We start from the raw sequence: 22,027 nt of genomic DNA, 5'->3' as shown, positions 1-22,027 counted from the left end.
ACCGATAGATTAACAATCAGATAGAGAAGTGATGATCACTTCTATCACACAACAGCAAGGAGGCAGCTATGACGGGGTATCAATCATATCAGGGAAATCAGATCGAGGGGGCAGGGCCATTGGGGCTGATATTGCTGACCTACGATGCACTGTATAAATCACTGGGGCGGGCCAAGCTTTCGATTGAGAACAGTGATTATTATTCTGAAGCTGAGCATACCGGCAGGGCGCTTGAGGCAGTTATAGAGTTGACTACATCTTTAAATATGGACGCCGGCGGTGAAGTGGCTCGTAACCTGGCAAATCTATATTCGTATATGACAACCAGACTGACCGAAAATATGTGTCAGCAGTCTACCGATGGTATTGATGAAGTCATGCAGTTGGTTGCTACGCTTCGCGAAGGTTGGGAATCGTTGAATCAGAATCAGCAAAAAAAGTCCGTTAGCCAGCCGAGCCAACCCCGCAGCCATTCACAACTGCAGACAGCTTCCCTAGCATACGCTGCTTGAGTGATAACGAATTCAATAATGAACTGAAACATCAGCTGGATCATTGCTTCAATGCACTGAAGGCTTTCAAGCGCACTGTCCGGGAGCGTAAATGGAATCGTTTGGCCGATGTGCAAGAAGCATTTGAGACACAGTTTGCAACGCTTCGAACATTGCTGGATTCAACAGACCCCGTTGATGGTGAAAGTGATGCTGGCATTCGTCTGCGCCAGTTGGAACTTGAGGTCAGGCGGGTGCAGCGGCAACTTGCTGTTGAAATGAACGACGTGCGTGAAAATACCCGCACCGTGCAATCAGGGATTCGTAAATTGCAGAAGGCAAAAGACGAACTCCAATAATATTGTACTTTCATGGATGTTCTTATTGTACACAGAAGAGCTGACTAAAAGCCTGCTCGCAATATCTTTCCATACACTGATTTCCCAGTCTTAGAAAAAAACATCGATATTTTCCTTTAGTTGAGTCAATAGTTTTCGATATATGATATATTGTAAAACAACAGCGAGATGAACGCTGCTTGTCTTTTGATGCAAGGAGGCAGTCATGAGTGGATATAAAGCATACCAGGGAAATCAGGTTGAGGGGGCGGGTCCTTTGGGCCTGGTGCTACTCACATATGCAGCGCTTAACAAATCTCTCGGGCAGACTCGTTTGGCCATTCTTGCAGGGGATCTGGTTGCAGAAGCCACGCATACGGGGCGTGCTATGGAGGCATTGATTGAACTCTCATCCAGCCTGAATATGCAAGAAGGTGAGAATGTTGCCCAAAGCCTGTCCAGTCTCTATGTATATATGATGAATAAGCTCACTGAAGGCTTATGCAGCTGTTCAACGGATCATGTTGATGAAGTTATTCATCTGGCGCAGCAACTGCATGAAGGCTGGATGCAGTTATCGGCCCAGCAAAAGAAAGGACATCTGAGCGCAGTCAAAAGGCATGCCGCCTGATCAGGTTTTACGTCGGTGAACTATTGATGATTATCCAGCCAGTTTTCAATCAAGCAACGCATTTCAGCCAGTCGTTTTTTGTTCGGAGCTTCGAATCTGAGTACCATGGCAGGCTGCGTATTGGAGGCACGTAACAATCCCCATCCATCCTCAAACTGGATGCGCATGCCATCAATATCGATGATATCGTAGCAAAGTGCTGAAAAATGCACCCTGGCCTCTTCAACCAGCGCGAACTTACGCTCATCACTACATTCTATACGCATTTCCGGCGTGCTTTCACTATATGGAACATCTGCCAGAAGCTGGCTGAATGTGGAGCCTGACTCGGTAAGCAGCTGCATAACCCGGGCACCGGCATAAGCTGCATCATCAAATCCGAAGAAGCGGTCAGCAAAAAACATGTGACCGGACATTTCGCCTGCCAGAAGGGCACCTGTCTCCTTCATTTTTGCCTTGATGGGGGAGTGACCGGTTCGCCACATGACAGGCTTGCCACCTGCCTTTCTGATGCCGTCATACATGTGCTGGGAGCACTTTACTTCTGATATGATAGTAGCCCCTGGCTTTTCCTGCAGAAGCTGTCTGGCGAGCAATAGCAGCAGCATGTCGCTCCAGATGATTTCTCCCTGTTCGTCGACAATGCCGATACGATCACCATCGCCGTCAAAGGCGATACCAAGATCAGCCTTCTGTTCAATAACCGTTCGCGCCATATCGGCCAGATTGGCGGCAATGGTCGGGTCGGGATGATGGTTGGGGAAGGTGCCATCCGGTTCGCAGTAAAGCTCGATGACTTCACAACCAAGACGACGGTACAGTGGAGCGGCAATCAGTCCGGAGGGACCGTTGCCGGCATCAATCACCACCTTCATCGGTCTTGTCAGCGGACAGTCATTAACGACAAAATCAATATATTGTTCAGCTATGCTTTTCTTGACCGTGGTACCCGGTTTTTCGGCATTATCATGATCCTGAAGCATCAGCTGTTTTAGCTGTTGGATGTCATCACCATGCAGGCTGGATTTGCCGATCATCATCTTGAATCCGTTATATTCTCCCGGATTATGGCTGGCGGTAATCTGAACACTGCCAGCAGCTTCAAGTTGATAGACGGCATAATAGGCCAGTGGCGTTGGTACAATGCCGACATCGATGACATCCAGACCTGCATCATGTAACCCGCGAATCACTGCAGTCTGCAATCCCAGCCCAGAGAGACGAACATCGCGTCCGACAATCACGGGGCGCGACTCAGTTGCGGGTAACATGGCTGCATAGGCTTTGCCAAGCTTGTATGCCAGAGGTTCAGTAATGTCGCTTCCTGCAATGCCGCGAATGTCATATTCACGGAAAGCGTGATGCGGAAAATCAGTCATAGGGTGCCACTCCCTCCCAGGAGCCGAACAGACTAATACGATCACCTGAATCTTGCACTTGCGAAGTGGGGGCTGCTGCCTATGCTGCGCGCCATGTCTACATCTGAACTCAATGAGGAACAGTACCGTGCCGTTTTCCATCGCGGCGGTCCTTTACTGGTGCTGGCCGGTGCCGGTTCCGGTAAAACGCGTGTGATTACCGAGCGTATTGCAGCGCTTGTCGAACGTGATGTACCCGAAGATGCTATTGCGGCCGTAACCTTTACCAATAAAGCAGCGCGTGAAATGCGAGAGCGTTTGCAGGCTCGCTTGGGTGATAAAGCCGATAAACTGCGTATCTGTACCTTTCACTCTCTGGGTTTGGCTATCGTGCGGGAGCATGCCGGACTTATTGGCCGGCGTGCCAATGTGTCAGTGTTTGGTGTCTCTGAGCAAAAATCTGCGATGAAGTCGGTGTTGAGTGAAATGAAGCTGGCAGCCGACTCTGATCAGGTGGACAGGATTCTGTCTCGCCTCTCTTTGCTGAAGAGCGAGTTGATCGAAGGGCATGATAATCAACTGGCTCAGATACGTGAACGTTATGATCTCCTGCTTGAGCGTATGAATGCAGTCGATTTCGATGATCTGATGGTATTGCCGATCCGGTTGTTGAATGAACATTCAGATGTGCGTGCCTTGTGGCAGTCACGTGCGCGCCATTTTCTGGTTGATGAGTATCAGGATTCATCGCGTATTCAGTATCAATGGGTACAACTGCTGGTACCTGAAAACGGAAACCTGACAGTTGTGGGGGACGACGATCAGTCGATCTACGGCTGGCGCGGTGCAGAAGTGAAAAACCTGTTCCAGTTGCAGCGTGATTATCCCAGCCTCACTGTCATTCGTCTGGAAGATAATTATCGCTCAACCGGTGCTATTCTGGATACCTCCAATTCACTGATTGCCATCAATACGGAGCGACTGGGTAAATCCCTGCGCTCTAACCTTGGCCAGGGAAAGCCGGTGCAGGTCTGGGAATCGCCCAATCCGGAAGAAGAGGCGCATCGCGTGGCAGGCGACATCAGGCTGAAGCGTAATAGTACAAAAGATGCCAAATGGGATCATTACTGTGTGTTGTATCGGGCATCGTATCAGGCTCGTGCTGTTGAGATTGCGCTGCGCGAGGCAGGAGTTCCATATCATGTCAGTGGAGGCCTCTCTTTCTTTGATCGTGCCGAGATTCAGGATCTGCTATCTTATTTGCGTCTGATTGCCAATTTTGATGATGACCTTGCTTTCATGCGCGCTATCGGTCGCCCGCGTCGAGGTATAGGTGACAAAGCTCTCGGTGATCTGGGACTGTTTGCGATGGCACATAGCGTTTCTTTGCTCGGTGCATGTCTGCATAATGAGTTGGAACATAAACGCATTGATAGTCTGCGCGAGTTCGGTGACCTGCTTGTGGCTCTGGAATTCCAGTTCAAGCACGGGGAGCCGGATGAAGCCTTTGATGCGGTCCTTGACCTTACGCATCTGGAAGCTGCCATTCGTGCTGAAGCCGATGATGAGGCCAAGGCTGAGATGCGCATGGGAAATTTGATGGAGATCCGGCGCTGGTGGATCAAACATGCGGAAAACGGGGGAACTCTGGCAGAATTTTTACAACAGATTTTCCTCAAAGCCGATCAGAAGGATGATGACCCGACAGGGCAGGTACGTCTGATGACAGTCCATGCTGCCAAGGGTTTGGAGTTTGATGATGTTTATGTGGTGGGCATGGAAGATGGCATTTTCCCACACAAGAGCGCGCTGGAAGAGAATCGTATGGAAGAGGAGCGCAGGCTGATGTACGTGGCGATGACACGTGCCCGTTATCGCTTAACCCTCAGTTATGCACGTGTGCGCAAACGTTTTGGTCAGAAAGAGAAGAGCGCGCCGTCACCATTCCTGCATGAACCCGATCAATCTTCCATGCGCTGGGTAGATCGTGATAGCGATAGCGAAGAGGCGAAGGAAGAAGCACTGGATTTCATGGCAGCGATGCGTGCCCAGCTGGAAAACATCAAGTCCAGATAAGCAGTCATGCAACAGAAGGGTCGGATGACAATTCGCTTTTTCTGAATGAGTTCAGGCAGTCCTTGCAGATACAGACCCGATTTTTCGCATCTTGCGGAACCTGATCCAGTAACGCTTGCGGAAAAGATTCATACCTGCACCAGCAGGGGCTGTCAGGATGCGTATTTGTATCCGCCATCGCGCAATGGTTAAGCTGCCCGCATAGAGGGCGATGTGCTGTACCCATCATGCCTGTTAGCGCCAGCTTTCAAGTATACCAAGACATGTTTTATTCATCTCGATGGCGCGTTCTTCACTGTCGGCTTCATTGTAGCAACGCAGTTCAGGTGCATTGCCCGATGGACGCAAATGGGCAACTTCACCATTACTGAAAGTGATACGAATGCCGTCAGTATTATCAATATTGGCTACACCACCGAATGCGTGGCCGAGAATGGCTTCAGCTGCCTGTATGTTCTGCTGTTCGTCACCACTGTTTAATGGTTTGAGTTTTTCCTGGCTGAGTTCAGTCGGGAATGCTTTCAGACGATCACTGCTGGTGAAACGTTGTGGTAGCTGGCTGAGCAGACCTGAAATAGAACTGTTAAACGATCTGGCCAGCATCAGAATAGCCAGAGGTACAATTACTGCATCGCGCGTTGGCAGAGCGCTGAGATTGCGCCCCTCGATTTCAATATTGGTCGCAGTCAGGAAACCACCATTGGCTTCATATCCGACGACATTGGCTGCACCAGCTGCAATCGCTTCATCCATGGCGGCAATAACAAACGGGGAGCCGATACGGGTACGATCCACCTGATTAAACCAGCCGCATTTTTCCACTGCGCTATTACAACTTACCGGTGTGGCCACATGTCTGGCCCCCAGATAGTGAGCGCAGAGAATGCCGGCTACATCACCGCGTAACCACTGGCCGTGTTCATCTGAAACCAGTGGCCGGTCACCATCACCATCAGCAGAGACAATGCAGTCGAGCTGATGCTCTTGCGACCAGCCCCTGGCCAGAACAACATCCTCAGGACGTATGGCTTCGGTATCCACCGGGATGAACTGATCCGAGCGCCCCAGGTGTACGACCTCGGCTCCCAGTCCTTCGATCACATCGCCGAGGATGTCTCGAGCTACACTGGAGTGCTCATATACACCGACTTTCAATCCCTGCAGACAAGCTGCCGGGAAAAAATCGAGATAGCGCTGTACAAATTCACTGTTGGCTTCACGTTGTTCTGCAGGAAGAGGCGCCTGCAGCGCGTTGCCAGCCTGATCAAACAGATCATTCTCGATGGTGACTGAGCGGGAGCACATGGCCTGCTCATCATGCTTGAGAATTTCACCAGCAGGTTTATAAAATTTGATGCCGTTACGGTCATCAGGGATATGACTGCCCGTGACCATGATGCTGGCAATGCCGCGTTTTATGGCATAACAGGCAACGGCAGGGGTCGGGATAAAACCGCAGTTCACAGGTTCACAACCGGCATCGTTCACAGCTTTGCCAACGGCAGCCATGATACGCGGTGAACTGGGACGGAAATCACCGGCAATTGCCACCTTATCTCCCGCATGAATCTGCTTGCTCTCCAGCAGATATTGTAAAAAGGCCAGAGAGTAGGCGTAACAGACATAATCGGTCATGTCATCGGCCAGACCGCGTGCGCCACTGGTGCCGAACTTCACACCGCTACTCTCCATTAAATCAAGAATCCGGATGGTTTCATTCTCTCTCTGACTCATGGTGTTCTCCCGCTTCCTCTGTTCTGTAATCAGCGAGTATAAACGCTCGCTTCTGTTTTTACAGTCTGCTTATTTATGCAGGGATATAAAGATGCGCTCAGCCAGTGCCTCCGAGATACCGGGAGCCTGGGCCAGTTGTGATCGACCGGCTTTTTTTACGCCTTCAATGCCCCCGAAATGCTTGAGCAGGGCGGTTCGTTTGGCAGGTCCTATGCCGCTGATCCCATCAAGGGCTGAGTTGAACATGCTCTGTTTTTTGCGCTTGCGCATATAAGCACCGGCAAAACGGTGTGCTTCATCGCGCACTCTGGCAATCAGTAACAGGGCAGGGGAGTGAACGCCGGGTTTCAGTGCCGAACCAATACCCTGTCCATCTAGATTGTTCCAGCCCGGCCACAGGGTTTCCTCTCCGAGTTTGCGACTGGCTCCCTTGGCTACCGCGACCAGTTTAAGGTCATGTAATCCTGCATCGTGTGCGCATTCGATGGCGATTGCCAGTTGGCCTCTGCCACCATCGATTAACATCAAATCCGGGCATGGGATACTATCTTCAGCGATGGCTCGAAAAAAACGTGTCAGAACAGCCTGCATGGCCCCGTAATCATCACCTTCGATGACGTCTTTATCAGCTGAAATACCGTCCAGTTTATAGCGGCGGTACAACTCTTTTTGCGTGCCCTGCCAGTTGGCGAAGGTAATCGCGGCAACTGTTTGTTTGCCACCAAGATGTGCATTATCCACGGCTGCAATTAATTCCGGCACGCTTTCCAGTTTCAATAGTTCAGCAAGAGCTGCAAAAGCTGGCTGTTGATCGTCCGATTTTCGACTGGATAACAACTGCACACCTGAATGCCTGGTCTGTTTCAGCCATGTAGCCCTGCTGCCACGTTTGGGGCTGAGGAGGTCGCTGCGGGAATTCGGATGCAACAGACGCATCAGGCGCTTCAGTTCAGCACAATCTGCTTCAGATACTGAAAGAAGAATCTCAGCAGGAGGGGTGTCTGTCCGATAACGTTCCATCATCAGTATTTGAAGGATTTCAAGATCATCTGCATCGGCAGCCTGTGTGATGCGCACATTATGTGTGCCCAGATCACGACCGGCCCTGCGTACACCGATGCTGGCCAGGACACCTGTGCTTTGGCGGATAATGGAAATGGCATCGGCATTGTCCGGCAGGTTACTCTGATCGGAACCGGCAAGAACCGTTCTCAGTGCCATAATGCGATCACGCAAGAGGGCTGCTTTTTCAAACTGCATGGCATTGGATGCCATTTGCATTTCAGCCTGCCATGCGGTCAATAATTTTTCATCCTGACCTTTGAGAAATACGCGTACTTCATTGACCTGTTCGCCATATTCATCGCGGCTGACCAGATCGCAGCAAGGGGCAGTGCAGCGGCCGATCTGGTGCTGCATACAGGGCCGTGATCTGTTGTTGAATACACCGTATTCACAATCCCTGATGCGAAACACGTTCTGCATCACATGCAGGGTTGCATGTACGGCTCCGGCATTGGGGAAGGGGCCAAAATACTCCCCGGCTACGGAACGCTTACCGCGATAAAGGTGCAGTTTTGGATAGGCCTCATCGGTAAGCAGAATGTAGGGGTAGGATTTGGAATCTTTCATTAACACGTTGTAACGCGGTTTGAGCTGTTTGATCAGATTATGTTCCAATACCAATGCTTCAGCTTCAGATGCGGTGACGCTAAAGGTGATATCGCGAATCTGTTGCACCATCGCCTGAGTGCGTGGTGAGTCAGGTCGTCGCTGAAAATAGCTGGATACCCGTTTTCTCAGGCTGCGTGCCTTGCCGACATAAAGCACTTTCCGATTTGCATCGAGCATGCGGTAAACGCCCGGCTCGTGCGGTAAGGTATTTAACTGTACGGGTGCTTCAATCCACATCGGGAACGAGTGAACGATGTATTTCTATGGTTGAGCAGGATGCTGTTGGGCAGCGATCAAACAGTGGACAATCCTGACACAGAGGTTTGGTTCTGCAGTGGCGTTTGGCATGTTCAACAATCAGGGCATGAAACTCCTGAAACAGTGGCAGGCTTTCCGGCAGTCGCTGCTGGAAATAGTGCTGAATACTGTCGTAGCCGAGTTCATGACCGAAATGCTCCAGCCTGACGAACAGACGTTTGGTATAGGCATCAATGACAAATACGGGTTGATCCAGTGCATAGAGCAGGATTGAGTCGGCAGTTTCCGGGCCGATGCCATGCACAGAAAGCAGGCGAGGGCGCAATAAACTCACAGGTAGCTTTTTCAGACCTTTGCGTTTGCCATTATTGAAATAGAACAGGGAGAACTGCTGCAGGTAACGTGCCTTTTGCATGTAGGAACCGGATGAACGAATTATTTCGCCCAGTTGGGGCAGGTTACAGGTGGCTATCGATTCGCAATCAAGCATGTCGTGCGTTTTGAGGCTGGTGATTGCTTTTTCGACATTCTGCCAATTGGTATTCTGCGTAAGAATGGCACCAACCATGACTTCGAACGGCTTATCTGCAGGCCACCAGTGCTGTGGGCCATAAGCGGCCAACAGGGTTTCATAGATCTGCAATGGTGCCAGGCGCATCACTTTTTCGTTTTGCCCTGATCAGTCAGTTTTTTTATTTCCGAGCGGTTCAGGCTTCTGCTGCTACCACGCGGCATGCCCTCTTCAAGACGTATCGGGCCAAAGCGAGTGCGCATAAGTCTGCGAACAGGGTGGCCGACAGCTTCCAGGGTTCTGCGTACTTCACGCCAGCGGCCACGGAAAATGACCACGGTAAGCCATGTGTGACCTCTGGTTTCGGAATCAACAGTCACTTCCCAGCCATCACTCTTGTCACCTTCGCCAATATCGAAGCCACCACGCCGGAGTTTTTCCAGTGTTTCCAGAGTCACCTGGCCGCCTACCCGTACGCGATACTCGCGCGCCAGCTTGGCACCCGGATGGGTTAAGGCACGTGTCAGATCACCATCATCGGTCAGCAGCAGCAGGCCTTCAGTATCCATATCCAGTCTGCCGATCGATTGCACATTGGGTGCTACATCAAGCGAGTCATAGATCAGCGCACGTCCCTTGTCATCACGACGTGTGCATAACTGGCCCATAGGTTTATTGTACAGAATATAGGTATGACTGGTCTGTTGTGTGACCGGTTTGCCGTCCACACAGACAATGTCTCCCGCTTTGATTTTCAGCCCGGGTTCATTGCTGATCTGGTTGTTTACCGAGACACGTCCGGCCTCTACCCAGCGATCCGCTTCACGACGTGAGCAAAGCCCGCAGCGGGCCAGGAAACGGTTGATACGCTCACCATCCTGACTCTTCGATTCTGAAGGTTTGCCGCTCTTAGCTGTTGGCTGTTTTGTCCGGGCGGGTGTTTTCGTCCGGCTTCGCTGCGCCGGTTTCTGCTTCTTCGTGTTCATGCTGTTCGATACTTCCTATGACCATCTGTTGGATTTCGTCTTCGTCCATGAGTTGAGCTGAATCCGGCAGGTCTTTAAGAGACTCCAGGCCGAAATCCACAAGAAACAGTTTACCTGTTCCATAGAGGTGCGGACGTCCCGGCACCTCTTTTCGTCCAAGTACTTTAATCCAGCCACGCTCCTGCAGGGTAGCAATCATCTGACTGGAAACTTTCACACCTCTTAATGCCTCAATTTCCGCACGTGTGGTGGGTTGCCGGTAAGCAATGATCGCCAGTGTTTCCATGGCTGAACGAGAGAGTTTTTGCGGCTTGATTTCCCACAACTGGTGAATCAGCTCGGCATGCTCGGGTGTTGTCCTGAATTGCCAACCACCGGCAACCTGTGTGATTTGAATACCACGATTCTGGTAAAAGGACTCCAGTTCTGCGATCGCTTCACGGATATCAGAGCTTTGAATCTCTTCTTCAAGCAGACCGCGTAATCGGGCCAAACTCAGGGGTTCGTCACTGGCCAAAAGCAAGGCCTCAATCTGTGAACCAAGCAACTGCAGACTCTCACTGTTCATTCAATTGCCTCCTTCGGCAGCAGCGTAATGGACCCGAGACTTTCTGTCTGAACGACGGTGATGGTCTGCTGTCGCCATAACTCAAGAATAGCCAGTACCGTGGTTACCAGTGCTTCACGGCCCGGTTCATCAGCAAGCAGTTCATCGAGCTGCATGCCACCTTTGTGCAGGCGTTGTAAAACTGTGCTCATACGCTCACGTACATTCATTGTTTCGGTAAAGATACGATGTCGAACCTCACCGCCGACGCGTTTCAATACGGCCCGGAATGCCAGCAGCAGGGCATCGAGATCAGCTTCAGGCAGTGGCCGTTCCACATCCCTGGATTCCGGAAAAATTGAACGCACAAAGACATCCCGTCCCAGACGCGGCCGTTCATTCAACTCCTCGGCAAGCAGGCGATATTGTTCATATGCAATCAGCTGGGCAGCAAGTTCGGCACGCGGATCAATCGCATTGCCTTCCTCGTCCATTTCAGGCCTCGGCAATAACATGCGCGATTTCAGCTGCATCAGTGTGCTGGCCATCACCAGATAATCCCCGGCAACTTCCAGATCCAACTCTTTCTGTGTTTCAAGGATTTCAAGGTATTGCACTGTAATGATGGCCAGGGGGATATCGAAAATATCCATCTCCTGACTGCGGATCAGGTGTAAGAGTACGTCCAGCGGTCCTTCAAATTGATCCAACTGGACGGGAGGCAGTGCATGCGGCGCATCTTCATGTGCGATGAGCTCGGACTGCACTGCCTGATTCATACGCGATAACCCATTTTCAGGGTTTTTCGTACTTTTTCCATAGTGCGGCCTGCTTCGATGCGGGCGCGTTCATTGCCTGCACGCACAATGTCTTTCAGATCATCGGGGCGGGAGGCGATATCTGCACGCCGATCACGGATGGGTTGCAGCTCTTCTTCAAGATGTTTCAAAACGCACATTTTACAATCGATGCAGCCAATGCCGGCAGTTGTGCAGCCCTCTTTTACCCACTCATGTTCAGCTTCGCTTGAGTAAACCTTGTGATATTCCCAAACAGGGCAGTTTTCCGGATTTCCCGGATCATCACGACGCACACGCGCAGGGTCTGTCGGCATGGTTTTCACTTTTTTCTCAGTGACTTTCCACGCTTCGCCCAGTTCAATGGTATTGCCATAAGATTTACTCATTTTGCGCCCATCCAGTCCAGGCAGCTTGGCGGCAGGCATCAGCATGGCTTCCGGTTCCGGGAACAGGGGCGGGATGCCCTGACGGTAGAGATGGTTGAAACGGCGGGCAACCTCACGGGTGAGTTCCACATGTGGCACCTGATCCTCGCCCACAGGTACGCCATCAGCGCGATAAATCAGGATATCGGCCGACTGCAACAGGGGATAACCGAGGAAGCCATAGGTGCCGAGCTCTTTCTCGCGCAGCTGCTCAATCTGATCCTTGTAGGTTGGCACACGCTCCAGCCACGATAAGGGTGTCATAAATGAAAACAGCAGATGTAGTTCAGCATGTTCAGGTACTTCCGACTGAATGAAGACAACCGCTTTTTCCGGATCAACGCCAACAGCCAGCCAGTCAATCAGCATATCCCAGATGGTGTCTTTGACAATCGACGGATTGGCATAGTCAGTGGTCAGGGCATGCCAGTCGGCAGCAAAGAAAAAGCAGTTATGTTGCTCCTGCAGTTTCAGCCAGTTTTCCAGTACACCTTTGTAGTGCCCCAGATGCAGACGACCTGTAGGGCGCATGCCGGAAAGAATACGTTTCGGTTTGTTTGGTGGTGTGTCAGAAGTACTCAATCTTTTCCCCTTATCAGTTCAGCCAGCATAGTGGCACTGATGCGAAAGATAGCAAAGCAGTAAGAGCATTGTAACAATCAGAATCTAAATGCAGTGATTCTCAGCTGCGACACTTTGCCATCTGATATATGTATATAAGCAGTAATACATTATCGATATATTCAGGAGTCAGCTGTGGTCTTTATCAATAACAAACCAGAATGATTCAATCAGCAGTACAGCGGACCAACTGGCTGGAGAACAGTCACAACAGAGGTTTTAGTGAAATCAAATTATATATATCTGCATCGCCATTTAGCGATTTATTTGACGGACTGATTACTCTGACTAAGCAAATATTTATTCCTTTCTTCAGGCATTGTAAGGCAATGATTTTTATGAGAAAATGTCCATCCATTCAACAGGATGTTGAGGGAGAGGGTTTTGACGAAACGTAAGGCTTCACTGAGTAGCAGTGAAAACAATGACGATTCAAAAGATGAACTGCAAAACAAGAAGGTAAAATCTCTTGGTCATTTCACGCAGGGTATTGTTCATGATGTTCGTAATGCACTGCATGTGGTCCTTAGTTCAACCCATATGATAGAACGTCGAACTGATGACCCTCTGATTTTGCACCATATTACATCCATAGAAAAAACCATTGAGCGCACGAATGGCCTCATCAACCGAATTCTGGCTTTTGCTGATAACAGGGGTGATCAGTTGGGGGTAGTTGATCTCTCTGCTTCCATCGATGAGTCGGTTTCAATTACCCTGCCGATTTTTCCATCCAGTATAACCATTGAATGGCAGCGCCCGCATGAGCAGGTGCATATTCTGGGGTCTTGCGATCAATTGTATCAGGTAGTATCGAATCTTCTGAAAAATGCCATACAAGCTATTGGGGATGATGAAGGCACAGTCCTTGTTTCACTGAGTAAATCTTATCCCTGGGCTGAAATCAGAGTGAAGGATTCAGGCTCTGGCATTGCCCCTGAGTTTATAGATCAGGTATGTGATGCGTCGTTCACCACCAAAGAAGATGGCAATGGCTTCGGCTTGGCTAATGTGATTGATGTGGTTAAGAAACATGGTGGAACCATGCAGGTGCTAAGCCCTGAAGGGGAAGGTGCCGAGTTTATTATTGTTCTTCCATTGCTTCCTGAACTGGATGTCTGATAAATCGACTAAACGCCACCTTTTTCTTAAGCTGATAAGGCTGATCTCGTATCAAGTAGCTCATGATGATATGCCGGATCAAAAAAATGCTGTTGACCGCTTGCCAAAGTGAATCGGCTTCCTATAATCCGCGCCACAACGAAAGGCGCTTTAGCTCAGTTGGTTAGAGCAACGGAATCATAATCCGTGTGTCCGGGGTTCGAGTCCCTGAAGCGCCACCATACTAATGCTAGTAATAGCAGTGCTTTAGGGGGCCTTTTGGCTCCCTTGTCTTTTGGTTTACATTGGAATCTATTAGATTATATGGGGCGCCCTGTGCCCCATGTGTGCCCCATGCTTTTGATTTGTCTGAAAAATTGATTGCGATCTATAGTTTTTGTAAGAAAATCTGTTTAATTGTATATCAATGAATCATGCTTGACCGAGCTTCTTCAGAGATAGTGAAACTGCTTGTTGGGAAACCCCTTGGCTCTTTGCTATTTGAGCTTGAGTGTAACCCGCCGCTTTTTTTCTTAGGGCATCATCGATATTTACTTTTGGGCGGCCTCGACCAGCAGTTTTTTTACGCGCACTAAATATTTTGATGAACAAGTCGGGAAAAATCTCTGGAATTGGGTTAGGGTCAAATTCAGATAGCTCTGGAAATGAGCGAGTAATAATTATTTTCTCAGCCTCTGATGCAAATGATCGATGGATCACTTTGTTTTGAAATGATGCTTGATTCCAGGCAGCTTTGATATATTCAATTTTTGATACACCTAATAATTTATTGGGCATTTGATTGTAGCATTGTTCGAGCATTTTCATTGAAGCTAGAACCATCGACTCAATTTCAGAGGCAGCCATCATAAAACTTTGATCACAATAGAACCGATGTGATTTATTTACATTTGAATCAGCTATATCAAGCACTCTTGAATATGATAGGTGTAGTGAGTATGCCTCTATGGATGACATAAAGCCTGTAATTGACTTAAAAAAAAATGTTAGATCAAATTCATTTTGATCGATGGTAATATGAGGCGCATTAGCCGAATCCAGATCGCTGTTCTTGCATTCCCACTTTTGCAGAGGTTGACCTAATGGGGTGCTAATGGCGATCGATGGAAGCCGGTAATGGTGCCATAGATTATGAGGGCCATCGAAATATAGTCGAAGCAATCTTGCTTCAATTTCAGGACTATGATTTATTTCAGATAGCTTTTGAGAAATTCCCTTTACATGTTGTTCGGCACTTTGTCTTCCGCGCCATATATGCTGTAATTTTTTTCTATATTCATTGTCTGTAACAAAGTGTTTATCTAAAACTTCCCCTGCAGCATGCATGTTCGTTGTTTGAGTCAATGTTTTTACTTCATGTACCCATACTTTGCTTTTTAGGTGGTCTAGAGGTTCCATGAATTAATTATTTACAAGCTAACCATTATTACAAGCAGAAAGAAAGGTTACATGGGTTAGGGATAGGAAATAATTGGCCCTATGGAAACAAAGCAAACCCAATTATTAATAACTCAAAAGCAGCTTTCTGTTCGGTGGCAGGTATGCGCCTGGACGATTTGGGATTGGTGTAGAAGAAAAAAAATGCCTGATGCATTTGTACTTCCTAGTGGTCGCCGTCGATGGTTTTTATCTGATATAGAGAAGTTTGAGAAAACAAACTTACGTTCAGCAGGTGAATTTAATCCAGTTTATTGTCGTCGTGGAGAAAATGCTGCATCGGCTCGTAAACGAGAAAGTAGACAGAAATTTAAAACAGGCTGCGAGAATAGCAAAAAAAGAGGTCGGCCCAGAAAATCAGTACAGGTTGAAAAAAGAAGAGGAACACAGCAATGAGTATCGACCGACTCAAGAAAGAAGGTCGTTTGCGCTGGACCACTTTATCTACCATAACTATTGAATTGATAGGGCAAGCGGATGCATTGGCAGTTTGGGTGTTTCTTATGTCTCGGCCAGATAATTGGAAAGTAATGCCAGGATGGACTCGAGAAAAACTGGGCATAGGTGAGGTTCGGTGGAAAAAAGCCAGAGAGGAGCTTGAGCTTTTGGGACTCTATCAAGTGAAGGTCGTGCGTGACCCAAACACAGGAAAACTGAAAGGTAGGGAGATTGTAATTCGAGAGGAATCTACCGAAACCACGGAATCTCCGAACTTCGGTAAAAACCAGAGCTCGAAGAATTCCAGTGATGGGGAAAACCATGCACAAATAACAGATCTTGTTTCTACTAACAGAGAAAAAACAACAACAGCACATGTGTTGTTGGGGGAATTTAGTATTGTGATGGATGGTCTTGCTTCAGACGTAATTTCTGAAGTCAATCGCTTGTTACTTTTATCAAGTACTGAACAACAGGCGAGATTCGTGGCCGCAGTCGAATCTGGATACAAGTCAGCTAGGTCGTTGCCAGCATGGATGCGAAGTATGGCCCGCAAGGCTGAAGCTGGGGAACTTGGACCAGCTGTTGGTCAGGAATCTGATATTGAGGAACAAAGAGCTACTGAAATTGAAGCTCGCGTGCAAGAAATTATTACAGATGGAGGTGCTGGGAAGCTAATTCTCTTGGATGGTAAACCCGCTGAGTTAGATGACCGTTATGTACGTGGTGAGGGTTTTGTAGTCTCACTTCCAATAGCTGTGGTTACAGGTCGTGTGTGTGTTTCCGAAAGTTAAAATAAATGACTGGAGAGTTACTTATGATATCTAAATGGAACATTAAAGTTTGGATAATACAAAGGAGGTTTATATGCAATTGAATGGTAGAAGTGAAGGTTTGATTCCAGATAGTGGAAAATTTTTAGATGCGTGGAAGAAAGGGATTTCTGTTGCGGGGGAACACTTCTTTCGTTGCGAAGATATTCACTCTATTGAGAAAGCGACAGACAAAGATCAACTACGCCCAAACTGGAAAGCAATTAAAGAGGGGCTGAGAGAATTAAGTCCAGGGGAGGCTGTTTTTTTGATTGCGATGTATTCCTATTTCAATGCATACAAGGGGCAAGAGTTATTCAAAATGTCCGGGCTCGATTGCACGCCATGTCATGTTTTTGCTCACATTGATCTGGAGCGAAGGGTGATAATTGCTCAGCTTGGAGTCCACTACTGTGGATGGTGAGTGGATGTTTGGCGAGCTGGCTAGCGTCGGCCCTTCCAAGAGTTTGAAACGGGGCCCCACGGTCCCCCATTCCAAACTCTTGGAAGGGCAAGTTGTGCGCTGCTTTTTGTGTCTTTACTCATCTACCTCGGGGCCTGGCTTCGCCAGGGTCGGTAGGTCGCAAAGCCCCAAGCTACGCCCGTGCTGCGCACGAGCAGCGCGTTGCATTTTCTGCGCAGACGGCGCAAGATGCGCCGTCTGCGCGAGATTGAGGAAATGTTGTAAATGCCGCTAAACAATCAGCATAGAAAGGATCTTGCCTGTTGCATATTTGATTGTATGCAACAGCATGGCTACAACAATCCGAAGCAACAACGTATGGCTGATGCAGAAGCACTTTCTGTGGTCCTGTCGCAAGCGATTGCATTGGCACCTGCCGATCAAATTCGAGGGTGGATATCTCATCGTATGCGTACTTCACAAAAACCAGATAGGCGAGAAATAAGAAGTTTGGATCCAGATGAACTGGGTGTTCAGCTTGAAGATATAAGGCGAATAAAAAAGCTGGGTGTGAAACGTAAATATTTGCATGCAAAACTTAATCCTTATCGTGCTGAAATATTGGAATTACACAGGCAGGCAGCATCACTTGCTGCCATCAGGGACTGGTTGCGCAGGTATAGGAGAGTCTCTGCTGATAGAAGTACTATTTTTCGGTCTATTAAAAGATGGGAAAAAGAGGGGGAGCTTCATAGCTAAGCAAATACCAGCAAAAGAACAGGCATCCAGATTGTTTTTAAAGCATATGGATTTACGTGGGTGGAGTAATATTGATCAAAAAAGAGCTGGAGTAAATGGCTATAAGGCGGAGGTGACTTTGAACCGGAGGACTGCTGAATTAGGGCGTGCTGCAGGAAGGATATTTGAGCGAGAAGGGATATTTAGAATTAAAGATATTACAGTTGAAATGGCACGGGCTGAAATTAAAGCCCTAAATCTATCTGGCTACTCATCGGGAACAATTTCTGGATATTCAAAAGCGCTGTCAGATGCTCATCAAATCGTGCACGGAACCCCAGTTGATTTTGGTTCTTTGGTGCCATCCAGAAGTAGCGATGCTCCGACTGATGGGAGAGCATATTTACAGCCTCACATTAAAGAAATTATAGCAAACCAGCCTCCTGTCTATGGTTTGATGACTGAGGTGGTGTATGAAGGTGCATTGAGAGTTTCAGAAATTAATAATCTAAGGCCTGCTGCAGAATTTCCTGCCCAAATATCTGAGCAACGACTTAGCCAGCTTGTTGATTATCGTTTTTCTGGTCGAGAGGGAGTGTATTACACAGTAACCGGAAAGGGCGGCTTGGATAGAACGATCATACTAGGAGAAGAGCTGTCTGAGAGATTGGAAGCCTTTCGCTTGGATGAAACTCGTATGATTAAGAGTGAACGTGGGGAAGATGGTAGATCGTTTGAGCAGCACTATGATTTTCCATCTGGTGAAGAGTGGGCAAAGAATTTTTCAGTAACCAGTAAGGACTTATTTTCTTGGTCACGTGGAGCGCATGGATTGAGACATTCACGAGTACAAGAATTGGTGAAAAGTTTCCAGGAACAAGGGTTCACCTGGGATCAGTCGAGACTGGCTGTAAGTCAAGAAATCGGACATTTCAGAGTGTCAGAAATTAATACCTATTTGAGGTAATAAGGAGTAAGTATGAAGCAATCAGCCATGAGTTTAAATTCAATTCGGTTAATTCTGGATAAGCAGAATCCAATTGGTCCAGATGATCTCGATTTTGTCGCATCTGTGTTCGGAGGGTTGATAGTAACACCAGAGATGCACGATCCTATTGACTTCGAATCTTTTTCAAAAGCTCAGTATGAATTTGCTCAAGTATTAGCAGCTTATCGCAACAGGGCGCTGGACCTTGATTGGGTTGATGTCATTCAAAGGGTAGTGAAACTTTCAGAATTAGAACGGAAATGCATTCAAGACGCAGTGGTAAATCAGCTTGATCTTATCGCTATCAATCAATATGGAAAAATAATCCAGTGTGCATGGGATCAAAATATTCATGATTTGAAAGGTTCGACCTGGGTAATAAATATTCGGGAGTACATTAATGAAGCTGTGGCCGAATACAGCGATTGGTATGAAGGCGATAATCTTCCATCCAAAGTTATACATTGATGTTGCTGTTTGTCCGGGTTGCTTTCTGATCATGGATGAAGTTATCAGAAGACGCGGATATTGAGTTCAAACTTTGAATTGTAAGTGATTGGAAAATAAGGATTGTCTTGTATTTCTCATTGTGCTATAAATAATTCCAATAGTTTAATTCCTATTGGGAAATTGTACGACTTAATAGTAAATATGAGAGGTGATGATGAAGTTTATTTTTAGCTGTTTGTTTTCAGTGTTAGTTATTGTGTCCGATTTTGCTTATGCAGAAGATAAATGGCATTCACCTGTAGGTTGGTCTGCGGTTCCTTGTATTGCGCTTAAATTTCAGCCAACAATTAATGATAATTTGAATACTTCAGAAGATTGTTCCAAGTATGGAGATGAGCCGGAGAATGGTCCATTTGGCAATTGGCAATTTGACTTTGGTAAAATAATTAGTGTTGATGAGGAAAGGCAGACTGCTGTTATTCGGTTCGACAAGTGGATAGAGCTAGAGTTTGGACCAAAAGATAAATTTAAGCCCATTGAACTATATGTTTATTTCAAAACTGAAGTAGAAGGTTCAGTTCCTGCAGGTCAAATGGAATATGTGAAATCGATTATTGGTAAAGAAAATATTCCGACTTCTGTAAATTATCATCTACGGCCAGTTGATCGTGATGATCCAATATATCAGCCATTTTCCCTGCCGGCAGTACAGGCCCAGGCCGTAATAGACAAACTACGCGTGATTACACCTAGATCTCTCTTCGGGTCAAAAGAGATTTTGTTGTATGAGCGCCCTAAGGGCTATACTGCTGTGGAAGAAAAGAAAAAGAGGGTAGAGGCATGGGATCTTGAAGCAGAGGTCGTTGAGTTATTTGGAGTTAAATTTATTTCTGCAACAAAGCAAAAAATGGATGCTGCTTTATTAAGTGCGAGAGTTTCCAAAATTCAAGGATCTAAATTCAAAGATACATATGATAGTTCTGGAGTTCTTGATGGCTCTAAAGATTTACAGCTTCGTTACAATTTGAAGGATGAGTTGTCAGAGGCAGTCTATACTTTCCCCGCTGTACCAGGTCGGGAAAATTTATTGGCCGATAGCTTGAATAGCCTGCTTTCCAAAAAATATGGAGTTGCCAATAAGATAAAGAGGGATGCAAGCAACTTTGATCATTATGATCGTAGGTTTGGCTGGGCCGCTATTGCAGTGATAGCAAGTGAAGGTGAGGTGAGCCTTATATACCAATCAAAGAAACCATTGTTAACTTTCCAGTCGGATAAAGTGAAAAAACAACTAAATGCATTCTAGAATGCATTTGGACTGAGAGAGTCTGGCGTTCCTCGCTGGGCTCTTTTTGTTTGGTAAGTTGGTGCTCTACCGGTTTCTCAATCCGGAGCTTCCACGAGCTGTCCTGATGGACACGAGCTACCGCTTTCGCGGATTTATGCCGATTAGGTTCGACAATACCTTCGCCTTGCTACTTATTTCATCGTGCCGTATCACGGTAGAAACAAAGAACTTCCCATAATTTAAAAATCAGATATCAGATTGATAGCCGACTGTAGCTTGAATGATCAGCGACGACTGATCATAAGGGTGCCCAATTTATAGGGTGGTGGTGTGGCGATTTCATTTGTGCCTCCATTTGTTTTTATATATGAAAACAAAAGGAGGCACACCACGTCCCAATATCGGGAGATGTGAGCCTCCCCATCGGGGTTTTATCAAACATTTCTTCTCACTTGTTGAACTGACGCTCTATCACAAGTCGGGCTGTCTATATGTTGGCCCTTCCCCATGAGAAATCGGGGTTACCGTGAAATATCACGATTTGAATTAGAAAACCTTAAAGGGTGACGCATGATGATGCAAATGCTTGTAAACAATAGTCTTATCATACTATTTTCGATGAAATGATGGTTTGACCTCATCCTTCCAGTTGATCAGTTCATTGCCCGGAAGACTGTGATCTTTGCTCGCATCAGATTTGATAACACTGGCATCAATAGCGAAGCCTTCACCGCTAACCAATCCTTCTGACATGCATTGTTTCAACACAGTTTCAAATAGATGGCGGAAAGTTTCGCTTTCCCGAAACCGGCCATGCCGATTCTTGGAGAAGGTCGAGTGATCAGGCACTTTGTCTTCGAGCCCCAGTCGACAGAAGCAGCGATAAGCCAGATTCAAGTGAATTTCTTCACACAGACGACGCTCGGAGCGAATGCCAAAGCTATAGCCAATGATCAGCATGCGAATCATCAGTTCAGGATCAATCGACGGCCTATCTGTATGACTATAAAAATCCGATAGATACTTACGCAGATCGCTCAGATCAAGATAGCTATCAATGCCTCGAAACAGATGATTGTTTGGAACGTGATCTTCAAGATTGAAGGAGTAGAACAACTTCTCCTGACCACCTGATTGACAACCCATCATCGTAGTCACCTCCACTTTTCAGTGGTTTTATTTTACCATAGAAAACAGAGATACTCGACTGAGTTTTTCAACAAAATAAGCCGACTGTTGCCTGTGGTGACCGGCGAGATACGGCCAACTCCGATCATTCAGCCATTCAACAAAGTTATTAATTAAGTTATCAAGTGGCTTGATAATGAGGGAAAGATCAACCTACCTACTGACGAAATGTGGCGTGGCAACTAATGCAATAATTCATTGTTGTATGCAGCGCTTTCAGCGAATGATTGAGATTTTTGCTCTTCAGTACCTCTCCTAGGTCATCGGCACTCTGATGAAAAGCCAGCCCTAGAGATTTGAAATCATCATTTGTGAACATATTACACATCTGCTCCATTTCAGGTGTTAATCCCAGTTGATTATGGGCGACTTTTGAGGCTTCATCAAACTGTTCTGCAGAGATCAATCCTATTATGCTTTGCACGGCCTTCAAGTGAGATCGCATATTGGCCAGTTGATGCTGCTTCTGTTCAGGGCCAAGCCCGAGGGATATGCGGCTATCACCAGTCTGGTTCATCATGTGCATACCCGAATGTTATTCAGCGTTCAAAATTGACCCCCTAGAGGGGTAAATCAGCGTCCAAATTTGACCCCCCTGTAGTATCCCCAGCTAATGATTTAGTTGGAGGAAAAAACAGGAGTGATCACAGTGGAAACGAAAGCAAAAGTAAGGCGGGATTTTTACGTCCATAAGAAGAGCATCAAACAGATTG

General features: G+C 47.2%; 23 protein-coding genes, 1 tRNA gene and 1 pseudogene. 13 read left to right on the top strand and 12 right to left on the bottom strand.

Annotation, left to right across the window (positions count from 1 at the left end; all coding sequences use genetic code 11):
- The first annotated feature begins 68 nt into the window (after window positions 1–68).
- The 3 genes from fliS (MMIC_RS00125) (at window position 69) to fliS (MMIC_RS00115) (ending at window position 1,460) form a co-directional block, all read left to right on the top strand.
- Complete coding sequence (gene fliS / locus MMIC_RS00125) at window positions 69–512, top strand: flagellar export chaperone FliS (protein ID WP_072658300.1); 444 nt, start codon at window positions 69–71, stop codon at window positions 510–512.
- Window positions 509–850, top strand: a complete 342-nt coding sequence (locus tag MMIC_RS00120; RefSeq protein WP_072658299.1) for a hypothetical protein — start codon at window positions 509–511, stop codon at window positions 848–850. Before fliS (MMIC_RS00125) ends, MMIC_RS00120 begins: the two co-directional genes overlap by 4 nt.
- 205 nt (window positions 851–1,055) lie before the next feature.
- Complete coding sequence (gene fliS, locus MMIC_RS00115) at window positions 1,056–1,460, top strand: flagellar export chaperone FliS (protein ID WP_072658298.1); 405 nt, start codon at window positions 1,056–1,058, stop codon at window positions 1,458–1,460.
- A gap of 20 nt (window positions 1,461–1,480) precedes the next feature.
- Here the strand turns inward: fliS (MMIC_RS00115) and MMIC_RS00110 are convergent, their stop codons facing one another.
- Window positions 1,481–2,839 (bottom strand): phosphomannomutase/phosphoglucomutase, encoded by a 1,359-nt coding sequence (locus tag MMIC_RS00110; protein ID WP_072658297.1) that lies wholly within the window; start codon window positions 2,837–2,839, stop codon window positions 1,481–1,483.
- Window positions 2,840–2,932: 93 nt separating this feature from the next.
- Here MMIC_RS00110 and MMIC_RS00105 point away from each other — a divergent pair, with 93 nt between their 5' ends.
- Window positions 2,933–4,894, top strand: coding sequence for an ATP-dependent helicase (locus MMIC_RS00105; protein WP_072658491.1), 1,962 nt, complete (start codon window positions 2,933–2,935; stop codon window positions 4,892–4,894).
- A gap of 4 nt (window positions 4,895–4,898) precedes the next feature.
- Here MMIC_RS00105 and MMIC_RS12955 read toward each other — a convergent pair whose 3' ends face one another.
- The 8 genes from MMIC_RS12955 to trpS all read right to left on the bottom strand — a co-directional run bounded on the left by MMIC_RS12955 (window position 4,899) and on the right by trpS (window position 12,411).
- Entirely contained in the window at window positions 4,899–5,120 is a 222-nt protein-coding gene (locus MMIC_RS12955; protein WP_227819291.1) for a cysteine-rich CWC family protein, read from the bottom strand.
- 8 nt (window positions 5,121–5,128) lie between these two features.
- A complete protein-coding gene (locus tag MMIC_RS00095) occupies window positions 5,129–6,628 on the bottom strand; it encodes a phosphomannomutase (RefSeq protein WP_083530353.1) in 1,500 nt (499 codons plus the stop codon).
- A 69-nt stretch (window positions 6,629–6,697) separates the two neighbouring features.
- Window positions 6,698–8,539, bottom strand: coding sequence for an excinuclease ABC subunit UvrC (uvrC, locus tag MMIC_RS00090; RefSeq protein WP_072658295.1), 1,842 nt, complete (start codon window positions 8,537–8,539; stop codon window positions 6,698–6,700).
- Window positions 8,529–9,218, bottom strand: coding sequence for an endonuclease III domain-containing protein (locus MMIC_RS00085; RefSeq protein ID WP_227819271.1), 690 nt, complete (start codon window positions 9,216–9,218; stop codon window positions 8,529–8,531). The genes uvrC and MMIC_RS00085 overlap by 11 nt, the downstream gene beginning before the upstream one ends.
- A complete protein-coding gene (locus tag MMIC_RS00080) occupies window positions 9,218–10,057 on the bottom strand; it encodes a pseudouridine synthase (protein ID WP_072658293.1) in 840 nt (279 codons plus the stop codon). The genes MMIC_RS00085 and MMIC_RS00080 overlap by 1 nt, the downstream gene beginning before the upstream one ends.
- The gene (gene scpB / locus MMIC_RS00075) at window positions 9,981–10,625 is read right to left on the bottom strand and encodes an SMC-Scp complex subunit ScpB (protein WP_072658292.1); all 645 of its coding nucleotides are present in this window, start codon (window positions 10,623–10,625) and stop codon (window positions 9,981–9,983) included. The genes MMIC_RS00080 and scpB overlap by 77 nt, the downstream gene beginning before the upstream one ends.
- On the bottom strand, window positions 10,622–11,383 hold the full coding sequence (locus MMIC_RS00070; RefSeq protein WP_072658291.1) for a segregation and condensation protein A: 762 nt from the start codon (window positions 11,381–11,383) through the stop codon (window positions 10,622–10,624). Before MMIC_RS00070 ends, scpB begins: the two co-directional genes overlap by 4 nt.
- Window positions 11,380–12,411 carry a tryptophan--tRNA ligase gene (gene trpS, locus MMIC_RS00065; RefSeq protein ID WP_072658290.1) on the bottom strand — a complete coding sequence of 344 codons (1,032 nt, stop codon included), beginning with the start codon at window positions 12,409–12,411 and terminating at the stop codon, window positions 11,380–11,382. The genes MMIC_RS00070 and trpS overlap by 4 nt, the downstream gene beginning before the upstream one ends.
- Before the next feature lie 423 nt (window positions 12,412–12,834).
- Between trpS and MMIC_RS00060 the strand changes: the two genes are divergently transcribed.
- Together MMIC_RS00060 and MMIC_RS00055 are read left to right on the top strand one after the other, a co-directional pair.
- Window positions 12,835–13,572: a sensor histidine kinase gene (locus MMIC_RS00060; RefSeq protein WP_227819270.1), complete on the top strand. Its 738-nt coding sequence runs from the start codon at window positions 12,835–12,837 to the stop codon at window positions 13,570–13,572.
- Between the two features lie 144 nt (window positions 13,573–13,716).
- A tRNA-Met gene (locus MMIC_RS00055) sits at window positions 13,717–13,793 on the top strand.
- A 190-nt stretch (window positions 13,794–13,983) separates the two neighbouring features.
- Here MMIC_RS00055 and MMIC_RS00050 read toward each other — a convergent pair.
- Window positions 13,984–14,970, bottom strand: coding sequence for a hypothetical protein (locus MMIC_RS00050; RefSeq protein WP_143144817.1), 987 nt, complete (start codon window positions 14,968–14,970; stop codon window positions 13,984–13,986).
- An 81-nt stretch (window positions 14,971–15,051) separates the two neighbouring features.
- Here MMIC_RS00050 and MMIC_RS00045 point away from each other — a divergent pair, with 81 nt between their 5' ends.
- From MMIC_RS00045 to MMIC_RS00015, 7 genes are all read left to right on the top strand, one after another.
- Window positions 15,052–15,405: a helix-turn-helix transcriptional regulator gene (locus MMIC_RS00045; RefSeq protein WP_143144816.1), complete on the top strand. Its 354-nt coding sequence runs from the start codon at window positions 15,052–15,054 to the stop codon at window positions 15,403–15,405.
- The gene (locus MMIC_RS00040; RefSeq protein ID WP_072658286.1) at window positions 15,402–16,241 is read left to right on the top strand and encodes a hypothetical protein; all 840 of its coding nucleotides are present in this window, start codon (window positions 15,402–15,404) and stop codon (window positions 16,239–16,241) included. Before MMIC_RS00045 ends, MMIC_RS00040 begins: the two co-directional genes overlap by 4 nt.
- A 73-nt stretch (window positions 16,242–16,314) precedes the next feature.
- Window positions 16,315–16,683 (top strand): hypothetical protein, encoded by a 369-nt coding sequence (locus MMIC_RS00035; protein WP_072658285.1) that lies wholly within the window; start codon window positions 16,315–16,317, stop codon window positions 16,681–16,683.
- Between the two features lie 318 nt (window positions 16,684–17,001).
- Window positions 17,002–17,421 carry a hypothetical protein gene (locus MMIC_RS12425; protein ID WP_143144815.1) on the top strand — a complete coding sequence of 140 codons (420 nt, stop codon included), beginning with the start codon at window positions 17,002–17,004 and terminating at the stop codon, window positions 17,419–17,421.
- A 31-nt stretch (window positions 17,422–17,452) separates the two neighbouring features.
- Window positions 17,453–18,367, top strand: a complete 915-nt coding sequence (locus tag MMIC_RS00025; protein ID WP_143144814.1) for a site-specific integrase — start codon at window positions 17,453–17,455, stop codon at window positions 18,365–18,367.
- Between the two features lie 12 nt (window positions 18,368–18,379).
- On the top strand, window positions 18,380–18,856 hold the full coding sequence (locus MMIC_RS00020; protein ID WP_072658283.1) for a hypothetical protein: 477 nt from the start codon (window positions 18,380–18,382) through the stop codon (window positions 18,854–18,856).
- A 193-nt stretch (window positions 18,857–19,049) separates the two neighbouring features.
- Window positions 19,050–20,144 (top strand): hypothetical protein, encoded by a 1,095-nt coding sequence (locus MMIC_RS00015; RefSeq protein ID WP_072658282.1) that lies wholly within the window; start codon window positions 19,050–19,052, stop codon window positions 20,142–20,144.
- Between the two features lie 621 nt (window positions 20,145–20,765).
- Here the strand turns inward: MMIC_RS00015 and MMIC_RS00010 are convergent.
- Together MMIC_RS00010 and MMIC_RS00005 are read right to left on the bottom strand one after the other, a co-directional pair.
- A pseudogene (locus tag MMIC_RS00010) lies at window positions 20,766–21,275 on the bottom strand (transposase); the annotation flags it as partial.
- Window positions 21,276–21,471: 196 nt separating this feature from the next.
- Window positions 21,472–21,834 (bottom strand): cytochrome c, encoded by a 363-nt coding sequence (locus tag MMIC_RS00005; RefSeq protein ID WP_227819269.1) that lies wholly within the window; start codon window positions 21,832–21,834, stop codon window positions 21,472–21,474.
- Window positions 21,835–22,027: the final 193 nt, after the last annotated feature.

This window comes from Mariprofundus micogutta, from assembly GCF_001895085.1.
GTDB classification, from domain to species: domain Bacteria; phylum Pseudomonadota; class Zetaproteobacteria; order Mariprofundales; family Mariprofundaceae; genus Mariprofundus; species Mariprofundus micogutta.
The sequence above is the reverse complement of the archived record's forward strand: the minus strand, read 5'-3'. Positions and strand labels throughout refer to the sequence as shown.